Source organism: Microvirgula curvata (assembly GCF_054781615.1).
The window spans coordinates 68,024-89,480 of the sequence record NZ_BAAGUB010000012.1; the positions used below are offsets into that span (position 1 = coordinate 68,024).

Sequence of the window (21,457 nt, forward strand, 5' to 3'; positions counted from 1 at the left end):
AATGGCGTTTCCGCTACGCGCGGGAGCAAATCTTCCGCGTGCTCAAAAAAGACGTATGTCTTGTCCGTCACAGAGAAACTGCGATCCTGGCTTCGGCTGCTCGGCCATTGCATTCATTTATGACAAAGTTGTAAGATGACCGCTTGTAGCTACGAGTGGCACTGACCGTTCACCCGTGTAGCAGATATTCGTTAGCATCTTCATGCAAACGTGCTCTCCGGCTGCTTTTGATACCTCTTTTGCCGCTATACCCTTTAAGTCAACATCATCGAGTTACCTCAGCCGTGCCGATTTTTGTTGATATGGCAGTTCGAAATGAGGGTGACAGGGGCCGAAGTTTCAGCGCAGAATGACTCTCTAAAAAATTAGCCATGACCACCGTATTCCCGCTCAACCGCAACCACTTGGCCTTCATCGCCAGTACCGTCTTGCTTTCGACGGTCATGGTTATCTGGGTAGATCTCTTCACCTTCTCCAAAGTGTTCCACATACCAGAATGGGCAAAGGCCCTTTCTGCCCCAGAAAAAATCCCAGCCTATTTGGCATTCGCCTGCCTTGTTCCGGCGGCATTCTTGACGGATAACATTTCCAGAGCCTGCCAGGTTGTCGCGAAGACGGTTCTGCTTTCACCGCTTCCTGCCATCTCGGTATACGCTTTCAACCTGAAAAGCCAGGATTTTTCTCTCTTGTTCAACACTATATTCAGCTACGTCTGGATAGTTTTATTTCACTGCTTCATACCGGCCACCATTCTGCTTGTTGCACGTTTTGCAATCCAGCGCCTACTGAATAATATCCGTGAGCAACCCTGATCTCAACTGAAAAAACCCCTCCTTTCGACCCTGCTGTTGTGCCCCCAATTTTGGCGATCGCCTGAAGATCATGATCTTGGGTATAAAAAAATGGTCTCGCAGTAAAAAGAAAATCAAAGCAAGGCGTATTTATTCTTGAAGGAAATTGAAGCCATGACCAAACTTTATTGTGCCTGGGGGTATGGAACCAAGCCGGAAATTAACAGAACGCTGCTCTCCTCCCCTTTTGTAGATCATTGACGCGATATCGCGTCCCCACTGAGTCTGCACCAGATGCCGGGCACTCACCGCAGCGCCATCAGCATCGCCACGCCAGACAGCATCAGAACGACCAGCACCATTTTTCTGAACATCACCTGACTCAGCCGGGAATACAGCCGGATGCCGAGCAGAACGGGAAACAGCAGGGCAAGGAACACCACCGGCAGCAAGGGCAGCATCTCCTTGCTTACCAGCCCGGTTGCCAGATAGGCCAGCATGGTGACGGACAGGGTCACGAGATTGAAGCTCTGGATGATTGCCCGCTGGTGTTCCTTTTCCAGTCCCCGGAGGGTGCTCCACAATGTCGGAATCACGCCGGTCAATCCGCCGATCCCCCCCATGAATCCGCCCACCGCCCCCGCCAGTCCATCAGCGATGCGGCCGCCGGCAGTGATCGCAGGCAGGCGTGACGAGACAAGCATCAGCGGGCACCAGATCACGAGGACCAGACCAAGCCCGAGCTTGAATGCGTCCGGATTCAGACAGGGCAAGACGAATACGCCGACCGGGATGCCAATGAGTCCTCCGGCCAGGTAGGGGCCGATGGCATCGACCCGGAACCGGCGTCCGGTGCTCACGGCCGCCACCACCTGACCGGACAGCGAGCCGAAGACGGCCATGACCGATGCCAGTTTCGGGTCCAGCCCCCATGCCCAGAATGACATGGCGACCATGGAGAACGCGAAGCCGGAAAGCCCCTGGACCAAGCCGGCGACGGCGGCGCCGACCACCAGCAGAAGGAGATCTGCCGGCATTACCGGCGCACGGGAGAAATCCGGTCCTGCATCGCGTCCAGCGGCTGGATCTGCCGTCCCTGTTCATCAAAGTTCCCGGGGGCAAGCCAGCGCTCAAGGGCTGCGCGGCGGGCAGGCCATTCACTGTCAATCAGGGAATGCCACGCCGTGTCGCGGCTGCGCCCCTTGTAGACGATGGCCTGGCGGAAAATTCCTTCAAAGGTAAAGCCGAGGCGCGCAGCACTGCGGCGGGAACGCGCATTGAGGCTGTCGCACTTCCATTCGTAGCGGCGGTAGCCGAGTTCGTCGAAGACATGCTTCATCAGCAGGTAGTGCGCTTCGGTCGCCGCCACCGTGCGTTGCAGCAACGGTGAAAAAGCCACGTGTCCGACCTCGACCACACCATTTCCCGGGTCGATGCGCATCAGCGCCAGGCTGCCGACGGCGCGCCCGCTCGTCCGGTCGATCACCGCGTAGTGGCACGGATCCTGGCTGGCGGACGCCTGGTCGATATAGGCCTGGTAACACGCCCGGTCCGGAAACGGCCCGCTGCTCATATAGGTCCAGTCGCGGTCATCCGGCGCAAGGTGGTAGGCAGCGTAAAGATCGTCCGCATGCAGCGAAGCATCGAGGGGCTCCAGACGGCAGTGATCTCCCTCCATTGGCCCACGGCCAGGCCATGGACGTGCGCTCCATCCGGGCATGGCCGGGCCGATTTCCTGCGAATAGGCATTGTGCATCGTCAGTTCCAGTGGTGTGTGTTTGCAAAGCCGGACAGGCTGGCTGGTCGGGTTTTACAATAGCGGCCTCGTGGCACCAGAAAAAGTGCCACAAAATGGATATTTATTGGTGCCACAAAAAAAACAGGCTGCCATGACGCCAGAAGAACCGAAGTCCGCAACGCAGCGCCTGCTGGAAGAACCACTGCTCAGGGAGCGGTGCTTCGGCTCCATGCAGCATCAGCTGTATCTTCGTCTCAAGGCAGCCATCCTTGATGGTCGGTTGCTGCCGGGCAGTCGGCTGCCGGGGGCGCGGGCATTGGCCGAGTCGCTGTCGGTCTCGCGCAATACGGTAACCGCCGCTTACGACGGGCTGGCCGCAGAGGGCTATGTGCAGCCGGATCGACGGGGTACCCGGGTGGCCAATCTGTCACCGGCCCCTGCGGCTTCGCTGCAGGGAGGCTGGCCGCTGCCATCCGGCGGTCCCGTCGCCGTGCCCGGGCCATTCTCGGTCACCAGACCCAGGGCCGGCAGTGCATTCAGGCCTGGCGATCCGGCCTTGTCCCACTTCCCGCTGGCAGCCTGGCGCCGTGCCGTCGACCACGCCATGCGCGATGCCGGCCCATCCGCACTGGGCTACGGTCCTCCGGGCGGGGAACCGGCCCTGCGCATGGCCATCGCTCACCATCTGTCGGTCTCGCGCGGGGTGCGCTGCCGGCCGGAGCAGGTCTTTGTCACCGGCGGAACGCAACAGGCGCTGGCCCTGTGCGTGCGCCTGTTGTCCACGCCGGGTGACACCGCCTGGGTGGAAGATCCCGGATACCGGGGCGCCCGGGCAGCCATGCGGGCCGGGGGACTCAGGATCAGGCCCATCCGGACCGATGCAGAAGGCATGGCAGTGAGTCGTGACGACTATGCGTCCCCTGCCCCGCGCCTGATCTATGCCACGCCTTCGCATCAATACCCGACCGGCGCGGTGCTGACAGTGGCAAGTCGCCTCGAACTGATTGAATACGCACGCAGCAACAAGACATGGATCATCGAGGACGATTATGACAGCGAGTTCCGCCATGCCGGCGCCCCGGTCGGTGCCATGCAGGGGCTGGTGGATGACGCCCCCGTACTTTATATCGGTACTTTCAGCAAAACCCTGTTTCCGTCACTGGGCATGGGGTTTCTGGTGCTTCCGGCCCGGCTGATGATAACGGACGTGCCTGCCCTGCTTGAAGAATTGCTGCGCGGCAGTCAACGGCACCAGCAACTGGCATTGGCCGACTTTATGGAAACGGGGCAATTCAGTCGCCACCTCCGGCGCATGAGAAGACTGTACCGCGACCGACAGCAGGCATTGCGTGAAGCCCTGTCCCGGGAAATGACCGTTCCCTGCGAGGTGGCCGGCGGGCACGGCGGGATGCATTTGCTCGTCCGGCTGCCCGGGTGCTACCCGGATCAGCAAATCGTTGAAGCGGCCTGGCGTTATCACATCGCCCCCGCTGCACTTTCAGCCAATACCCTCCATCCCCGGCCAGGAGACAATGGCCTGATACTGGGCTACGGGAACACGCCCGAGGACAGGTTCGTGCCCCTGATCCAGCGTCTGTCGATGCTGGCGGCAGGCCTGCAAACCGGCCTGCCGGCCGGGACACCCTCTGCCATTCATGAAGATTTTTCATAAGTGAATGCCGGTTTTACCGCCTGGTCGAACAATAACCGGAGCACTACCTTATCGGCACCGGCATGACCGGCTGCGTCACGGTGCTCAGACCGAGAAGCGCGAGACCGACTGGTGCAGTTCATCCGACAGCTGCTCCAGTTGCGCAGCGGCATCGCGGGTGAATTTCACCGCCGACTGGGTTTCCTCGACCACGCCGACCACCCGCTCGACGTCCCCGGCCAGGTTCGCACCGGCCTGGCTCTGTTCGGACATGGCATAGGCCACGTTGCGGAAGCGCTCCAGCGTGATGCCCATGCGGTCGTCGATCTCCCCGAGCGAAGCTGCCAGCTGGTTGACCCGGGTCACGCCGGCCTCGACCAGCGGATTGATGTGATCCATCGCCACCGAGACCTCGGCCGTTTCCCTGACCACGGTCTGGATGATGGTCGCGATTTCATTGGTCGCCAGTGCCGTGCGCTCGGCCAGCTTGCGCACCTCGTCCGCCACCACGGCGAAACCCCGGCCGGCCTCGCCGGCGCGCGCCGCCTCGATCGCTGCATTCAGCGCCAGCAGATTGGTCTGGTCGGCAATGTCGCGAATGGTGTCAGCGATGCCGCTGATATTGCGCGTCCGCTCGGCCAGCGACACGACCTGGGTCGATGCCGTGCCGATTTCGCCGGAAATGGAGCGGATGTCCGTTGCCACCTCTCCGGCAACCGCCCGGCCCTGCTGCGCCAGCTCTGCCACACCGCGCGAATCAACTTCGGTTTCCCGGGCATTTTCCGACACATGGTCGATGCTGACCGACAGCTGCTCGATCGCGGCCGCCGCCGACGACGTCGACGCATTGGCCGCGCCCGAGGCGGCATCGAGCTTCTGCATCTGTTCAGCCATGCGGTGTGCCGTATCGGCCAGCTGGCTGGACGACTGGCCGATCTGCTCGATCATCGCCCGCAGATTGCCCTGCATGGTGCGCATCACCGCCAGCAGGCTGTGCGGCTTGCCCCGGGTGTGGATTTCGCTGCGCAGATTGCCGGCGGCAATGGCCTCGACCACCTGCACCGCATAGGCCGGCTCGCCACCGAGCGCGCCGACGATCTGCCGCGACATCGCCATCGCCAGCCCTGCGACGGCCAGCAGCACGACCAGCCCGATCCCCATCAGCACCGTGGCGCTGCGCCAGAAAGTCCGCGCAATGTCATCGGTAAAGATGCCGGTGCCCACCATCCAGCCCCATGGTTCGAAGCGATAGACGCCATTGAGCTTCGGTACTTCCTCGCCGCCGCTGGTGCGCGACGTCTGGATCACCGTCAGTCCGTAAGTGGCCGTTTTCAGTGCATCGTTATAGGCATCGAGCGTGGTGCGGCCATCCGGCAACCTGCTGCCGGTGTCGGGCTTGCCGACCCGCTCCGGCTTCGGATGGACAACCAGGATGTTGTCCTTGTTGCGCGCAAAGAAATAGAAATCGTCGTACTTCATCATGGCCAGGGCGCCGGCGGCCTGCGCCTGTGCCTGTGCCAGCGTCAGACGGCCCTGCTTTTCCTCGTCGGCATAGTGTCTGAGGATGCTCTCGGCCACTTTCAGCTGGCCGGTAATGAAGGTTTCCTTCTCCTGCTGCAGCACGCTGCGAAGCCCGTACAGGGAAACGCCTGCGACCAGCAACAGGCCGAGAAAACTGGTCAGAATGATGATTATCAGTCGGGTTGAAACGCGCATTAATTGTCCTGAAGCAAAAACGATGATTTGGGTCCAAACACACAGTCATTAATGACTATCGGTTTAAATCACTACATTCTTGACCGCCGACAACATAATTACCCACTCAGCATGCTATGCGGCAAGAGAAAAGCACGCCAGCGTCGATACCGTCATGCCTTTCCTGCCGCATGCATTCAGAAGCGCCAGACCGCTTCCGCACGCAGTGAATGGTCGCTCACCTGCCCGGCAAACTGCCCGGCGTAGTACAGCCCCAGTGAAGCGGAGCGATTCAGGGTGATATCCGCTCCAAGCTCGACCTGCAGCACATCCCGCGCCACCGGCAAGCCCGCCGGTGCAAAGTTGCCACCGCCGGCAAAGGCCATCGCGCCGACCGGGCGGAGATCGCCATCGGCATGCAGCCAGCCCAGCTGGCCGCGCGCCCGCACGTCGTCACGCCCAGATACACATGCTGCGCCAGCCCGATAAACGGCAGATTCCGGGCCAGGCCGGCAAAACTGCCGCCACCACCACCATTGGCATCACCGCCATTGCCGCCAAGCAGGGGGCCGCCTGCTGCTGCCGCGCGATTCTCAGGCCAGCGCCGGCGCTGCCAGCAGCGACAGTGCCAGCATCAGGGCCGGGGAACCGGCACGGCGGTGAGCGCCACCGGACGCGGCATGACGACGGCTCAACTCCGATGTCACTCTCCATATGCCCTGCGCAGGGCTCCATACCAGGCGGTACACGTGATTCATGATGATTCATTGCCGAACGGATAAAATCGGTCAAACGGCATAATTGGCAAGAAAAGATGATGAAAAAAGAGCGCAGTAATCGTTACCGCGCCGGGAGGAGCTGCTGGAACCAGTGGATGACGGCGGCGACCAGGCCCCGGCGCTGGACTTCCTCGCGGGCAAGATCGACCCCGGCCGCGCCGAGTTCACGGATGAACAGCGCCTGACTCAGGGCCTGCCGCTCGCTGGCTGATGCCACTTTCCACTTGCCGTCGATGCGGGCCAGGGCGACCTTCCCGCCCGGACCGCTCTCGCCATGGAACAGCTCGCGCCGGATCGGCTCGCTGAGCCAGGCTGCCGGCCGGTCCAGCCGGTAACGCACGCTGGCTTCGGTCACCAGGACGCCATTCAGCGTCTCCGGCGGCGTGAACGCGGTCACGGCCTCGACCCGCAGACCGTCAGCCACGCACAACCGGCCATCACGAACCGCCGCACGGCCCGTTTCGGTCTGCACATACTGGAACTGGCTGAAAAGACCGCCGTTCAGCTCACGGGGAGGCTGGTACAGACCCGCTTTGACCAGCTCGGCCAGCCAATTGTTGGTCGCACTGTCAAAACGGCTGGTGTTGACCGGGCTTCGACCGTAATCGAAGTTGCCCAGGCACACCGTTCTGCGCTGTGCGACGCGATCGGCCGCCAGCGACTGGTCGATGGCGGCAGCAAATACCGCCTCCGATGCGGATTGCGGCAACAGCGCCCAGGTCGCGGCACCGCCGGCCACAAGCAACGCAACGGCGATGCCCGCCACCCGGCGCCGGTTCAGCCACGGGCGCACGGCAGCGGGAGCAACGGCGGCAGCCGGTGCCTTGATTTTCATCGGGGCGCCACACTGGCCGCAGAAGCGGGCAGCATCATCGTCCGGATGACCACAGCGGGTACAGAATCGGCGCATGACAGTCAGGCGATCCGCTGACCGCAGTGCCCGCAGAACACGTCGTCAGGTTCGACCGGCATCCGGCACGCCGGACAAGCGGCAGCCGCCGCCGGCGCAACGGGCGCGGACGTCTCGACGGCCGGCACTGCCGATGCCGCCGGTGCAGAAGGGGAAACCGGCGTTTCCACTGCGGCCGGCGTGACCGGGCGCCGTGCCTGTGCTTCTACCTTCTCGCGTGCTTCCCGCATTTTTTCCTGCGTTTTCTGCAAAGTGGCTGCCAGCACACGCCGGGCATCACCGGAATCAAGGCCTTCGAGCGACGACAGGTAGATCTGGCAAAAGCCCTGCAGCGCGATCAGCCCCGGCACGATGCCGGCCAGTGCCAGCAGCAAGGTGGTACCGAGCCCGCCGGCCAGCACATAGCCCCCGCCGCCGCCCAGCCCGCCCATCCCCATGCTGCCCATTCCCATCGCCATCATGCCCAGCGACTGCAGCCCGCCTTCGCCTCCGCCGACAATGCCGGCCGACATCATGGTGGTCAGACCCAGCCCGGAGAACACGATGCCAAGCAGGATCAGGGCGACAAAAAACACGATCAGCATCAGCACCACTTCCTGCAGCACGACGGCCACCAGGCGCTTGCGGGCAATGGCCAGCAGATTGCCGGCCGCCTCCATGACCGTGGCGCCGGACCAGATGGCCGAGGCGGCAAGCGGGTAGAACACATAGGCCAGGGTGAACAGCGTCAGGCCGAGCAGCAGTGCGCTCAGCGGCATGACCACGGCAAACAGCAGCGGACCGATCACCGGAAGCTTGCACAGCAGCAACAGGATGGCGACACCGATCAGCAGCGCCAGCAGACCGGCGAAGGCCAGCAGCCCGACCAGCAGCAGCCGGTGACTGGTCAGCAACGAGGCCGCCACCGCCTGCATCGGCGTGCGGGACTCGCCGTCGCGGGTTGCATCCATCAGCATGATGCCGACCGCATTGACACCATAGAAGGCCAGCAACCAGCCCAGCACGGCACCAAGCAGCACGCCGGCTGCACTCTGCGTTGCCACCAGCAGGCCGAAGACCAGCACGGCCGCCACCGTGCTCGCGGCGAACAGTGCCAGCGCGCGCCAGTTGCCGATCGCCGAGGTGGCGTCCAGCAGGGAGCCGCTGCGCTTCAGTTGGTCGGACATTTTCATCAACATTCCCTTGTGTCGGGTTGAACAGCCGGTCACATGCCAAGCTGTTGTTTCAGCGCCTCTTTCTGGCGCAGGATTTCGTCATGCTGATTCGTTGCCTTCGGCCTGGCTTCGGGCTTCTTTTCCGCCCTGGGCTTCGGTCTGTCCGGAACATCGGCCTCCGGCGCCGCCATGCTGGCAGGGGCATCGGGCACCATCACTTTGGGCGCGGCGCGGACCGGCTCATCCGGTTGCATGTCCTGCGGCGCCGGCACCGGCGCCACCGGGGCCGGTTCCGGCGTGACGGCGGGCATGGCCGGTGCCGCCGGGTCCACTGACACAGCCGGCTTGTCGGTCAGTTTCATATCCGGTGCCAGTTCCACCGTGCCCGGTTCGGCGGGTGCGGCCGCTGCCGGCAACTGACCGGGCGCAGGCTGCGACAGGAACCAGGCGCCAGCCACGGCGACAACGGCCAGCACGATCACCCCGAGCAGCAGCCACCCTTTCCAGCGGCCGGAACGGGCCGGTGCGGCGGGCCTGGCAGGACGCGCCCCGGGCTGACCGTCAGCCTTTTTCGGGCGCGCATCAGTCAGCGGCACATCCCCGGCCGGCGCCGGCCGGACCGGTTCGGGTGCAACCGGCGGCAGGCCTGGCCTGGCCTTTTCCTCCGGGACGGGGGCGGGGCGCAGAGCGTCAGCCGGCTTGCTGGTGACCGGCGCTGCAGACATGTCGTGTCCGCAGGCGCGGCAGAAACGCTGCCCCGGGGGATGCGGTGCGCCACAGGCGGTGCAGGCCGCTTCGGCGTCGGCTGCAGCCGGCGTCGCGGCTGTCAGCGGCTTGCCGCAGCCCCGGCAAAAGCGCGCGTCATCGTTATTGCGGGTATGGCACGCAGTACATTCCGCCATGGTGTGGCTACTCCTTGATTACGGTCCGGGCGGACCCGCTCGTGAACTCAGTTGAAAATGCGCTTGCTGAAGTCGACGACGCTCTTGACCAGGTCCCCCAGCGGGTCCTTGCCCATGTTTTCCTGCTTTTCGCCCACGATGATGATGTCGGTACGGCGGTTCAGCCGACGGCCTTCCGCGCTGCCGTTGTCGGCAATCGGGCGGCTCATGCCATAACCAACCGCCTTGATGCGGTTTTTGGCTACGCCGCGGTCGACCAGTCCCTTCATCACCGACAGCGCACGGACATCGGACAGATCCTGGTTCAGTTGCCGGCTGCCGGTATTGTCGGTATGCCCTTCGATGATCACGTTGTTGCGGGTACGGGTATTCAGCAGATTGGCGACCTTGTCCAGGAATACTGCACCGCCGGGCTTGATCTCGAATTTGCCCGGTTCAAACAGGATCGAATCGGACGAGCGGATTTCCACTCCCCGGCTGGTCTGGGAAATATTGACATCATTGCCGTTGCCGGCCGGCGTGGCGCAAGCGGCAAGTAACGCGATACCCAGGCTGCACAGCACGAGTCTGATCAGGGGCATGCCCATTCCTTATGACAAATAAATTTTTATGAAAAAATCGTACCAAGTTTATGGCCAGCCCCTGATTATGGTCAATGTCATCGCCATGTTCTGCAGCACGATCCATGGCACATTCCGTGCAGACCTCACCCCGCGCAGCCCGCGCAGGGTCCCCTATATACTGGTCGCCTTCCCACCGCCCCGTCGTCCATGCGCCATTCCCTTTTCCCCCGGTTTTCCGTTTTCGCATCGGTCCTGCTGCTGACCGCGCTCGGCTGCCAGGCTGCCGCACCGCTGCGGATCGGCCTGCTCGATCCGCTGGGTGAACGCAGCGGACTGGGCGGCTCTGCCGCGGCAATTCGCAATCTGCTGCGCCACAGCAACGGCAGCGAGCTGCGCATCATCAGCCATGACATCGCCGGGCTGCGCCAGGCCGTGGCCGACCGCACCGTCGACTTCGTCATCACCAACAGCGGCCAGTACATCACGCTGGAGCACGAATTCGGCATCAGCCGCATTGCCACCCTGGCCGCGCCACGGGGCACGCCGGACCGGGCCATCGGTTCGGCCGTGCTGGTCCGGACATCGCGCCAGGATCTGCAGGCGTTATCCGATCTGCCCGGCCACAGTCTGATGGCCGTGTCGCCGGACGCCTTTGGCGGCTGGCAGACGGCATGGCGCGAGCTGCATGCGCTGGGCATCAGCCCTGACGATCTGTCCGCGCTGCGCTTTGCCGGGTTTCCGCTGCAGGGCATTGTCGATGCGGTGCGCCGGGGCGATATCGATGCCGGGGTGGTGCAGACCTGTCTGCTGGAAGACCTGATCGCCGCCGGGCGGGTGCCGGCCGGGGAATTGCGCGTACTGTCGCCGCACCACGGCGACGGCATGTCATGCCGGCATTCGACCCGCCTGTACCCGGACTGGCCGGTCGCCGCCCTGCGGTCGACCCCGCCAGAAACAGCGCGCCGGCTGGCCATCCAGCTGCTGTCGACACCGACGACGGTCGACGGTTATGGCTGGAGCATTGCCACCGACTACGGCCCGGTGTCGGCCCTGATGCAGGAACTCGAAATCGGCCCCTATCTCTATCTGCGCGAGACCTCGCCGCGAGGCCTCGCGCTGCGCTACTGGCCGGTCCTGCTCGGACTGGCCCTGTTGCTGTTGCTGTGGGGACTGCACAGCCTGCGGGTCGAACGCCAGGTGCAGCGCCGCACGGCAGAATTGCGCCAGGCCATCGTCGAGCGCGAACAGGCCGAGCAGGATGCACAGGCCCAGCGTGAACAGTTGCAGCATGCCGCCCGCCTGTCGGCCCTCGGCGAAATGTCGACGACGCTGGTCCACGAGCTGGCCCAGCCACTGGCCGCCATCCGCAATTACGCACACGGTCTGTTGCGCCGGCTCGACCGCACGCCGCTCGACCCGGCTGCACTGGCCGAGGCCGGCCATGGCGTGGTTGAACAGGTCGAACGTACCGAGGCCATCATTGACCGCGTTCGCCATCTGGCGCGAAAACGTCCGACGGACCGCGAGCGCCGTCAGGCCGGCCCCTTGCTGGCCGGCGCAGTCGAGCTGTTCCGCTGCGTGCAGCCGTCGGCCGCCGCCGTGCTGAAACTGGATATCGACGCCGACGCGGCCTCGCGCATGCTGAATGTCGACCCGCTGCAGATCGAGCAGGTCATGCTGAATCTGCTGCAGAACGCCGTCGAGGCAACCCGGCGCAGCGCGGAACCGGCGATTCGCATCCATGTCCGCGCCGAGGCAGACTGGCTGAGCATTGCGGTGCGGGACAACGGCCCCGGCGCCAGCGAGGCCACCCTGACCCGGCTGTTCGAACCGTTCTACACCACACGCGAGCAGGGACTCGGGCTCGGGCTGTCGATCTGCCATTCGATCATCGAGCGCCACGGCGGCCGCGTCCAGGCACAGCTGGCCGTCGACGGCCCCGGTCTGATCATCACCTTCACCCTGCCCTGCACCCCGGATCCCGCATGAATACCGATACCCTGATCTATATCGTCGATGATGACGCCGGCCTGCGCCGCTCGCTGGCCTATCTGCTCGACTCGGTCGGCTGGAAAAGGGAAGCCTTCGACAGTAGCGAGGCCTTTCTCGCCGGCTGGCAACCGCAGCGTCCCGCCTGCCTGCTGCTCGATGTCCGCATGCCGGGTATCAGCGGGCTTGAGCTGCAGCGCCGCCTGCGGCGTGATGGCCACCAGTTGCCGATCGTGTTCATGACCGGTCATGGCGACATCCCGATGGCCGTGGAGGCGATGCGCGCCGGCGCAGTCGACTTTATCGAAAAGCCGTTCCGCGACCAGGCCCTGCTTGATGCGCTGGAGCGCGCCTTGCACAAGGTGCCGGCGGCCATGCGCATGCTGTCGCTGCGCGACAAGTATGCAACGCTGACGGCGCGCGAACGCATGGTGGCGGAACAGGTCGCCGCCGGCATGCCGAACAAGCGCATCGCCCAGCGACTGGACATCAGCGAGCGCACGGTGCAGGTCCATCGCCAGAATGCGCTGGACAAGATGGGCGCAGCGTCGGCGGCGGAACTCGCCGCCGCGCTGCTGCGGCTGGAGGACGGAAGCGCGCCCTGATTCAGAATGAATGTGTCAGACCGAAACCGAGGGTCTGTTCCGTCGACGCCTTTTCCATGGCACTGGTCACCAGCCCATAGGACACATGGGCCAGCGTACGTTTCGTTAACGCATAATCAAGACCAACCACATACTGGGCAATTTTTTCATCTATCGAGGCTTCCTTTGTTTCTTCATTAGGCATTTCATCACGTATACCCCAGATTCTGGCATATGAAATTCGTGGCGTAAACGCACCAAAAGTATAAGCAACCGTTATTGCAGCTTCAGTAGTGCTGAGCGAATTTTCAGGGTCAAACACTCCATCTCTTTCCTGAGGATCCCTGAATTTTTTCATCAGATTTTGACTGGGGTTGTATATTTTATTTTGCCCGTAAGCTAATGCCAGTGCCAATTTTCCGTTATCGTAGCCGGTCTCCAGTCGCCAGTAATGGCTGGATTTTTTCCCGCTTCCCGCCATGCCCACACTTTCCAGGGAAGGTTCCAGATTGGCACTGCCAAATTTCACATAACCCGCATCAATGAAAAATCCCTTGTGCTCAAAACCCAGCCCCAGACTGCTTGTGCTCTGGTTCGTGCGCCGCGTTCCCGCTGCTGCATAGTGACGAACCTCGTCGACCCCGTACAGTGCAGTCAGTTTGAAACCCGCCAGTTCCGGGCTGTCATAACGGATGGCATTGCGGACATAGTCGTCCAGCCAGTTGGTCGACAGGATGGACAGGCCGTTGACCCCGTCACCATAGGCCCAGGGGTCGACTTTCTGCATGTCGTCCTTCAGGTAGGTGCCGAGATTGCCAAGCCGCAGCGTGCCGAAGCCACCGGACAGGCCGACAAAGCTGTTGCGGGTCGCCCACTTCGCTCCGTCACCATCAGCACTGCCATCCAGCCGCAGTTTCTGCTCGACCTGCCAGATCGCCTTCAGGCCATTGCCCAGACTCTCGTTGCCCTTGAAGCCGATAAAGGAACCATTATCCCCTACCAGCATGCCGGCCTTGTATTGTTCATAAAACAGTTCGTCACTGGTTGCTTTCGGGTCTGTCTGAAAGGAATAGTCGGCAGCCTTCCCGTACTCGACTCCGACCGCCAGTTTTCCATACAGCGTTGCATCGGCCATTGCAGCCGCAGGCAGCAGTGTCAGCGCCAGTAATGTGCATTTTTTCATAGCAAATAGCTCATAATTTGATTGAGGGAGAGACAGGAATTAATTTCCCGCGCACAGCAACATTGCCTCCATGCAGAGACCATAACCAATATCGACCCGCCGTGTGATTAACTCACACGACCACCTTAATATCATCAATACGGCGCAGGCAAATTACAAACCGCAAACAACTTCATCGTGTGGTTTTTTTATCGCAACGGGTCCGCGCTGTGCGGGAATACTCACAGATCGTCCAGCAGGCGGAAGCCCAGTCCCGCATGCAGGCTGGCGGATGGCGGCGTGACGGCGTGGGCGGCGAGGGTCCGGACCCCTCTGGCCATGCACAAGCGGATGAATTCGGTCAGCGCCCGCCGGCCGGCACCGCGCACACTGTATGCCGTATAAGGCGGCAATACGCTGTCTGGCCGGGACAACACGTATTCGACCGTGGCCTGCCCGCCGTTCAGCGTCCCCTGCACGAGTGATGCCAGGCGGTCCTGGTAGTACACCGCCACCAGCACCCTGCCGGGGGCAAGGGGCGGCCTCATTTCCAGCAACAGGTTAGACGTCAGCGAGCTGCCCCAGTGCGCCAGCCGAGAGGTCGCCATCCCCGGGGGGCGCCCCGCCGCCCCTTCTTCCTCGCTGTCCGAATCGTCGCTGAGGGCGCTGCCTGCGGCGCCATAGGCCGCCAGCCACCCTTCCAGCGTCGAAGTCACTTCGCGATAGGCCGGATCCTGCAGCCTGCTTTGGTCGAAAACCGCCACGCGGAAATCGGCCGGCGCTTCGACCCAGTTGCCTTGTCGCCACAGCCGGGGAGAATCAGGCAGGGGGGTGAAACGGGTTACATCGAGTTCATAGCGGCCAATGGCGGCAGGGGTGTCCGGCGTAACCACGATCGGCTGGAACTGGTCAGTCACATTCCCGGAGGGGAAGTCGTCAGGAATCAGCCTTCCGTACGAGGACGAATAGAACAGTGATGCCGCCACGTCATGAGCATGTCTGACCTGGGCCAGCCGTTCGCGCTGGGTGGCGTACAGGTTCTGCACCCGCTCGATCAAGCGGGCAATCTCGGCCGGATTCATGCCGGTGTGTTGTTCCACCGTGCCATGCCGGATGATGCGATCGATCACGCCATTGAAGAACGCCACATCCCACCGGGCTCCGTAGAGGCGATGAAATACGGTCAGGATGTCCAGCGTCCAGTACGCGCACGCGGCAGGATCGCCGTCGAGGCCGCGCCGCATGAAGCGCCTCGGCATCAGGATGCGCTCCACCGTGATTCCGCACGCGCGCGACGTACCGTACAGCAGGAAGGGGTCCTGCCGGTCGGTGAAGAGTTCCCGGACCCGGGTCAGCGGGGGGATGACCGGCTGCACGTGGTTGCTGCGGCCGGGCGGCGAGAGGTCGCCGGCGACGTGCAGCAGCATGGCGTTGCGCGGCGGCATGTCACCCTTCATATAGCGATGGATCGCTTCGGGCTGGTTGCACTTCCCCTGCACCACGTAGTTGAAGATGGCCAGCAGCGGATTGGCATAGCACAGCGCCAGGCCATAGGAACGGTAGGCCCTTTTCGGCCCGGTTCCCACGGCGAATGACAGGCTCGCCAGCCGGACGTCAGGGCTGTGCGACAGGATGGTGAAGGTTTCTGGCACGACCCCGTCCGGCTTTGTGCCGTTGAACAGCTCGGCCAGTGGCGAGGCACGCAGCAGCTGCCGGTTCGCGCCGAGTTCCAGGACCTGATAGCGCAGGGCCCGTTCCCCTTCGCGCTCGAAAGCCAGGGTCAGGAAGCGGGTTGCCGGATCGAGTGCGTGCGGCTGGCCGACGGGGGGCGAGAGCGAGCCGTGGCCCCGGCCGAGTCGCCCGCGATCAAGGCTGAAACGGAGCGGGAAGCGCCCGGCATGGGTGATTTCCATCCAGGATGTCGGGCGGCGGATGCTGAACGTGAACTGAAAGGTCTTGATGTCGAAGAACGCGTGGTTCCAGAGTTCGCCGTAAATGGCATCTATCGCATAGCTGTCGGTTTCGCCGAGCGGGCACTCGCGATGGCAGCCGATCCTTGTCCGGGCCACGTCGAACTGGCGCAGGCCAGGCCGTGCCGGCACGGCCAGATCCGCCCCCGGCGGGTTGAAGACGATGCTGCCGCGTGCCGGATCGCGGCCGGATGCGTAGACCCTCAGTCCCTGGGGAATGCTGACCGAGGCGATCTTCCCGCCGGACCCCGCCGTCAGCGCCAGCGGACTGCCGGGCTCGCGACACTGTGCCGGCCCGACCGACTTCGGCTGTGCGTAGAAGCAGGCTTGCGGTACCAGAAAGGCGGAAGCGACCCTGCCCGACACAGCCAGTTCGCCATTGCGGGTCAGGATCCGGTATGGCGGCTGGTACAGCCGGTTCGGCGACAGGTACAGTTTGGCATTCCCGCCGACGTGGAGGTGGTTGACCACGCCGGCAGTCCATTGCCACCGGCCCCGTGCCGCCTCCAGGTCGAACAGTGGGTCCTCCTCCGTCACGCAGCGACCGGCACTGGCGCCCAGCAGGCAGGCAAACGGCTCGCCGGCGCCGGCGCCGGGGGCCACCATGATCAATGCAATAATGGTTTTCCATTCAGCCAGAAAATGCCGCATGCCCAGCCTCCATCACGGTTTTCACCTCGATGGCATGACGCTATGGCAAGCGCGCCGGCAGGACAAATTCGCGTGCCATCCCGCGCGTTCCTGTGGTTTCGGTGGCCTGCCCGGGCTGCCCGGCATGCATGGGCAGGCCCGGATCTGTTAGAATCGCGGCTTGCCGTTGGCTGCCCTGGCGCGCCGACTCTTTCGGCCCAGCGCCCATCGGGACCGGACCGGATTTCCCACTGACCCACACTGACCGCAATTGCGACACCTGATGAATTTCAACTCTGGTCGCTTCTGGCTGAAAACCGCGGTTTATGCGCTGCTGACAACTGTTATCGCCGGCCTGGCGGTTTTCCTGCTGCTGCTGTGGCAATTCGACAGCGATGCCGCTCGCCGCGAGCTTGAACACGCCTTTGCCGCCCAGGGCCGCACGCTGAAGGTCAGCGGCCCGGTTTCCCCGCTGTTCTGGCCGCGTCCCGGGATCGCGGTCGACAATGTGTCGCTGAGCGAGGCGGACGGCCACAGCGACTTTGCCGCCATGCGCCGGATCGAGCTGCGCTTCGCCTGGCTGCCCTTGCTGCAAAAGCACTATCTGGTCAGGCAGGTGCGCCTGCTCGGCGTCGATGCGACCGTCATCCGGCGCCCGGACGGCACGATGAACATTGCCGACCTGTTCGATGCCCGGCAGCAGAACGAACGCGTGCACGTCAAGCTGGACGATCTGTCCATTGCCGATGGCGACATCAGCTGGCGCGACGAGATTTCCGGACGCAAGGGCCGGCTGACCGCCCTGCGTCTTGATGCAGGCAATATGGAAGACAGCGGCGAGATCGAGGTGTCGACGCAACTGGCCTGGGACGGCCGCCAGTTCGATCTGCATGGCAAGCTGCCGGTCTCGATCGCCGACGACCAGGTCCGCGTCGACGGTTTCGCGCTCGATGCCAGAACCCACCTGCCCCGCATGCAGGTGCTGTCGGCACAGCTGACCGGCAGCCTGATGCTGAACCAGGCAAGGGGACTGCTTGAGGCCAGCCAGCTGGAACTCAAGCTGGAAACCGCCAAACCCGCCGCCACCGCCGTCATCCGCGCGCCGAAACTGGACCTGTCCGCCGACGGCATCTTTGCGCCGTCGGTGCGCTTTGCGCTGAACCTGGGCGACCAGGAAACCCACTATCTGCTGGACGGCCAGGCCAGCAATGTCCGCTCGGCCAACGGCCGGAGCCAGGCGCAGAATATTGCCGGCAACTTCCAGTGGGAAAACGGCAAGAACCGGCTGAAGGTCGAGTATTCGGCACCGGCCGTGATGGACGGTCTGTCGTCGCTCCGGCTGCAACCGGCCGGTGTGCGCGCCGCGCTGAGCACGCCCTACCTGCCGCGCGGCGTGATCCGCACCGAGCTGACCGGCCAGATTGACGCCGACCTGCAGGCGGAAACGCTGCAGTCCCGCCTCAGCGGTCTGTTCGACGGGGCCCGGCTCGATCTGGACATCCGCCAGAAGAGCTTTACCAGGCCGCATCACGACGTCTCGCTGACGCTGGCCCGGCTCGACCTGAACCGCTACCTGCCGGCGCAGGACGGGCCGCTGGCCCCGCTGCTGCGTTCCAGCCAGAAGATCAACCTCGACTGGCTGTCCGATGTCGATCTGAACGGCCGGGTCGCCATCGGCCAGTTCGACGTCGGCCGTTTCTCGGTGCAGCAGGTCGACATGGATGTCAGGGCGAGCAGCACCGGCGTCGACATCAACCGCTTTACCGCCCAGATCTACCAGGGGGTGCTGGCCGGTACGCTGAGCATCAGCAACGACGCCACGCCGTCGCTGCACATCGACCAGAAGCTGTCGCACATGAATGTGCATCCTCTGCTGAAGGACCTGTTCGACTTCAGCCGCATCGAAGGGCGCGGCAACGGTGCCGCCGACCTGACGGCCAGCGGACGCACGTTCGACGAGCTGCGCAGCACGCTGGGCGGCACACTGTCGGTCAGCCTGTCCGAGGGTGCGCTGACCGGCATCAATCTGGTCGAAGCGCTGAAGAACCTGCCGGCCGAGCTGTCGCAATGGGGTACGCAGACCATCGCCAGCGACCTGAAGCAGAAGACGCCGTTCCAGCGGCTGTCGGCAAGCTTTGCCTTCGACAAGGGCGTCGGTCGCAACCATGACCTGAAGCTGGCCTCACCGCTGATCGACCTCAATGGCCAGGGCAAGCTCGATCTGAGCCAGAACATCGTCGACTATGCATTCAATGTGCGCGCCAATCCGGTAGAGTTCCCGAAACTCAAGGGACTGAATGTACCGATCAAGATCACCGGTGCCCTGCCCGCCCCGACCTACGCGCTGGACTTCAATGCCCTGGTCAAGGACAAGAAAACCGATGCAGAAAAGCAGCAGGTCCTGAAGGACCAGCTGACGCGCCCGCTGCAGGTGTTGAAATAAGCCGCCTACAGTTCATCTGCCAGCCGGAAACCAAGCCGGGCATGCATTGTGGCTGACGGTGGCGTGACGGCACGGGCGGCAATGCTTCTGACATTGCGTTCCCGGCACAGCGCAATGAATGCCTCCAGCGCCCGGCTGCCACCGCCACGCAGGCTGCTTTCGGTGTACGGCTTGAGCACGCTTTGCGGGTGGGAGACGATCGAGATGACCTCGCCAACGCCTTCCCTGATTTCCCCAAGCAGCATGCTGACCAGGCGGCCACGGAAATAGACGGCCACGACATGGGATCCCAGCCTGAAGCCCTGCGTGGCTTCCTGGACAAACGTCGTTGACAACGCATACCCCCAGCGTCGCAATGAGATAGGCAGCTGTGATGGCACGGCAGCCATCCCCACGGTGGCATTATCGTCAAACCGGGAAGCCCAGGACTGCAGTTCGACATAGAGCGCAGCAAAGGCCGGGTTGTTGCGCCTTGCCTGCGAGGCCGGAAACACGGTCGTGGTGAAATCCTGATCGGTCGCAACCCAGTGCCTGCCCTGCCACCGCCTCGGAGGGATCGTCCTGGCCACACTGCGCTGGAGGTCCAGCCGGTACTCGCCAAGCGGAGCATGTACCATCTCGGCATCTGACGGGGCCATGTCCGGCGCCTCCCCGCCCGGGTCGGGCACGTCCTCCGGATTCAAGACCTGAAGCGCCGAGGCATAGTACAGGGAGGCCGCGCTGGAATAAGCCAGGATGGCAGTCCCTATGGTATCCACATCCTGCTGCCGTGCTGATGCCAGTACCAGGCGGACCAGATGCTGCTCTGCCTGCGGCTCACTGCTCGCATGACCGGTAGAGCCGGTTTCGATGATGTTGGCGATCACCCTGTTGAACAGGGAGGCATCCCGGGTATCACCGAACACCCGGTTGAAGGCACTCAGGATATCTTGCGTCCGGACAAGGCAATGGTGGTCCGTGCCGCGTTTCACCGCGCGGCCCGCATCGCGTGATACCAGCACGATTTCCATCGGCAGTCTGCATGCCCGCGCTATGCCGTAGGCCTGGAATTGATTGCGCCCGTTCATCAGGAGTTCGTTGATTTTGCTGAAAGCCGGCATGCCATACCGAGCGAACGTGTCTCTCGGCTTCGCATCGGCATCGCCGGCCACATGAAGCATCAGCGCTTTCCGGGGAATGACCATGCCTTTCAGATAGCGATACAGCCGATCCGGCTGATTGCACACCCCGCTGGTCACATAATTGTAAATAGCCAGAACAGGCATGAGGTAGCACATGGCCAGGCCGGCAGCAGAGCGTTTTTTGTCCTTTTCCGGTTTCACCATTACCGCAAAAGTCAGATTTTCAATCTGCACATCCTGACTTCTTGATTTGATGGTAAAGGTGCTCCTTTTTAACGGATCATTCTTTATTTCTCCGCCCAGCGGTGCGTAATTCGGGAATTTTGAAAAAATGGGCGACACACCCAGCATTTTCTTGCTGTGGTCAAGCCCAATAACCTGATAGCGAATATATTCATTGGTAATCAGTTCAATCGCAAGCGACAGATACCGGACATCACTGGCGATGGATACCGAGGAAAATTGTGCACGATTCGCACCTGCGTGATAAATGTACAGCACACCGCCATGCAGCACGAAACTGACGCCGCCATGGCCATCCAGCGAGACCTCGAACATGGAGCCTCGCCCGGTCCTGAAGGTGAACTGGAATGTTTTTCTGTCAAAAAGCGGGCCATTCCACATGTCGCCAAAAATGGCATCGAGTGCATAGCTGTCCGAAACCCCGATGGGGCAGCCGCGATCGCAGCCAACGCGGGTCCGGGCCACTTTTATTTTCCGGATACTGTCCTGCTGCCCGTTCGCGGCCAGGGTTGCCATGTCCACATCGCTGTCGTCGTATGCATACCAGCGCTCCGCCCGCGTACCTATCCGGTCATACGATGCATAAACCCGGATTCCCTTTGGGATACGGATCGAGGATGTTTTTCTGTCCATACTGGACGGCATGGCCATATCTGCACCCGGCTCGCTGCAAAGGCTGAGTCCCTGCTGCCGTTCATGCTGAAAAAAGCAGGCGCGGGGCACCATGTAGAAGGACAGCGCTTTCCTTGCCAGGCTATCCCGCTTCGTGACGTATGTACTGCTGTCGATGGCCGCCAATGGCTGCATGAATCGGCCCTGGCCATACAGATAGACTTTGGCATCACCATTGACAATCAGCCGTTTTTCCTTTTCCTTTCCCTTGAAATGGCGGGCCAGAACAGGATTGGATACCAGATCCAGCGTTGGACTTTCTCCTGCGATGCAGATATTTGAATCTGCAGTGGCCAGACAGGCACTCTGCATTGTGCCTGCGCTGGCGATCGCCGGCAGGCAGGCTGCGGCCATGACGCCAGTCATGATTCGGCAAATCATATCGGATACCTTGTAGGTGGCCTACATCATTGCCTGCGCAGGATTTTCAATGAGAGGTGACACAAATGGAAATTCAGGC

General features: G+C 62.6%; 16 protein-coding genes and 1 pseudogene. 5 read left to right on the plus strand and 12 right to left on the minus strand.

Annotated elements, in window-relative coordinates:
- The first annotated feature begins 371 nt into the window (after positions 1-371).
- The gene (locus ACYVG8_RS07095; RefSeq protein WP_460745274.1) at positions 372-812 is read left to right on the plus strand and encodes a hypothetical protein; all 441 of its coding nucleotides are present in this window, start codon (positions 372-374) and stop codon (positions 810-812) included.
- A gap of 284 nt (positions 813-1,096) precedes the next feature.
- On the opposite strand, the gene ACYVG8_RS07100 is transcribed toward ACYVG8_RS07095, so the two are convergent.
- Both ACYVG8_RS07100 and ACYVG8_RS07105 read right to left on the minus strand, forming a co-directional pair.
- Complete coding sequence (locus ACYVG8_RS07100; protein ID WP_460745275.1) at positions 1,097-1,804, minus strand: sulfite exporter TauE/SafE family protein; 708 nt, start codon at positions 1,802-1,804, stop codon at positions 1,097-1,099.
- Positions 1,805-1,827: 23 nt separating this feature from the next.
- Complete coding sequence (locus ACYVG8_RS07105; RefSeq protein ID WP_460745276.1) at positions 1,828-2,547, minus strand: GNAT family N-acetyltransferase; 720 nt, start codon at positions 2,545-2,547, stop codon at positions 1,828-1,830.
- Between ACYVG8_RS07105 and pdxR the strand changes: the two genes are divergently transcribed.
- On the plus strand, positions 2,540-4,201 hold the full coding sequence (gene pdxR, locus ACYVG8_RS07110) for a MocR-like pyridoxine biosynthesis transcription factor PdxR (RefSeq protein WP_460745277.1): 1,662 nt from the start codon (positions 2,540-2,542) through the stop codon (positions 4,199-4,201). The genes ACYVG8_RS07105 and pdxR overlap by 8 nt on opposite strands.
- A gap of 84 nt (positions 4,202-4,285) precedes the next feature.
- Here pdxR and ACYVG8_RS07115 read toward each other — a convergent pair whose 3' ends face one another.
- The 7 genes and pseudogenes from ACYVG8_RS07115 to ACYVG8_RS07145 form a co-directional block, all read right to left on the minus strand.
- Entirely contained in the window at positions 4,286-5,896 is a 1,611-nt protein-coding gene (locus tag ACYVG8_RS07115) for a methyl-accepting chemotaxis protein (RefSeq protein WP_028499690.1), read from the minus strand.
- A 176-nt stretch (positions 5,897-6,072) separates the two neighbouring features.
- Positions 6,073-6,342: pseudogene (locus ACYVG8_RS07120) on the minus strand (autotransporter domain-containing protein); the annotation flags it as partial.
- A gap of 126 nt (positions 6,343-6,468) precedes the next feature.
- Positions 6,469-6,633, minus strand: coding sequence for an ESPR-type extended signal peptide-containing protein (locus ACYVG8_RS07125; protein WP_084300139.1), 165 nt, complete (start codon positions 6,631-6,633; stop codon positions 6,469-6,471).
- An 82-nt stretch (positions 6,634-6,715) separates the two neighbouring features.
- Positions 6,716-7,564, minus strand: a complete 849-nt coding sequence (locus ACYVG8_RS07130) for a zinc ribbon domain-containing protein (protein ID WP_028499688.1) — start codon at positions 7,562-7,564, stop codon at positions 6,716-6,718.
- A gap of 5 nt (positions 7,565-7,569) precedes the next feature.
- A complete protein-coding gene (locus tag ACYVG8_RS07135) occupies positions 7,570-8,736 on the minus strand; it encodes a hypothetical protein (RefSeq protein WP_028499687.1) in 1,167 nt (388 codons plus the stop codon).
- Positions 8,737-8,768: 32 nt separating this feature from the next.
- A complete protein-coding gene (locus tag ACYVG8_RS07140) occupies positions 8,769-9,620 on the minus strand; it encodes a zinc ribbon domain-containing protein (RefSeq protein WP_028499686.1) in 852 nt (283 codons plus the stop codon).
- A 47-nt stretch (positions 9,621-9,667) separates the two neighbouring features.
- Complete coding sequence (locus ACYVG8_RS07145; protein ID WP_158537457.1) at positions 9,668-10,201, minus strand: OmpA family protein; 534 nt, start codon at positions 10,199-10,201, stop codon at positions 9,668-9,670.
- A 189-nt stretch (positions 10,202-10,390) separates the two neighbouring features.
- Here ACYVG8_RS07145 and ACYVG8_RS07150 point away from each other — a divergent pair, with 189 nt between their 5' ends.
- Together ACYVG8_RS07150 and ACYVG8_RS07155 are read left to right on the plus strand one after the other, a co-directional pair.
- Complete coding sequence (locus ACYVG8_RS07150; protein ID WP_107889934.1) at positions 10,391-12,172, plus strand: sensor histidine kinase; 1,782 nt, start codon at positions 10,391-10,393, stop codon at positions 12,170-12,172.
- Entirely contained in the window at positions 12,169-12,777 is a 609-nt protein-coding gene (locus ACYVG8_RS07155; RefSeq protein WP_028499685.1) for a response regulator transcription factor, read from the plus strand. The genes ACYVG8_RS07150 and ACYVG8_RS07155 overlap by 4 nt, the downstream gene beginning before the upstream one ends.
- Position 12,778: 1 nt before the next feature.
- Here the strand turns inward: ACYVG8_RS07155 and ACYVG8_RS07160 are convergent, their stop codons facing one another.
- Positions 12,779-13,939 (minus strand): porin, encoded by a 1,161-nt coding sequence (locus tag ACYVG8_RS07160; RefSeq protein WP_028499684.1) that lies wholly within the window; start codon positions 13,937-13,939, stop codon positions 12,779-12,781.
- 221 nt (positions 13,940-14,160) lie between these two features.
- Entirely contained in the window at positions 14,161-16,539 is a 2,379-nt protein-coding gene (locus ACYVG8_RS07165; RefSeq protein ID WP_460745278.1) for a hypothetical protein, read from the minus strand.
- A 262-nt stretch (positions 16,540-16,801) separates the two neighbouring features.
- Here ACYVG8_RS07165 and ACYVG8_RS07170 point away from each other — a divergent pair, with 262 nt between their 5' ends.
- Positions 16,802-18,961 carry an AsmA family protein gene (locus ACYVG8_RS07170; RefSeq protein WP_112692666.1) on the plus strand — a complete coding sequence of 720 codons (2,160 nt, stop codon included), beginning with the start codon at positions 16,802-16,804 and terminating at the stop codon, positions 18,959-18,961.
- A 5-nt stretch (positions 18,962-18,966) separates the two neighbouring features.
- On the opposite strand, the gene ACYVG8_RS07175 is transcribed toward ACYVG8_RS07170, so the two are convergent.
- Positions 18,967-21,363 carry a hypothetical protein gene (locus ACYVG8_RS07175; RefSeq protein WP_460745279.1) on the minus strand — a complete coding sequence of 799 codons (2,397 nt, stop codon included), beginning with the start codon at positions 21,361-21,363 and terminating at the stop codon, positions 18,967-18,969.
- Positions 21,364-21,457: the final 94 nt, after the last annotated feature.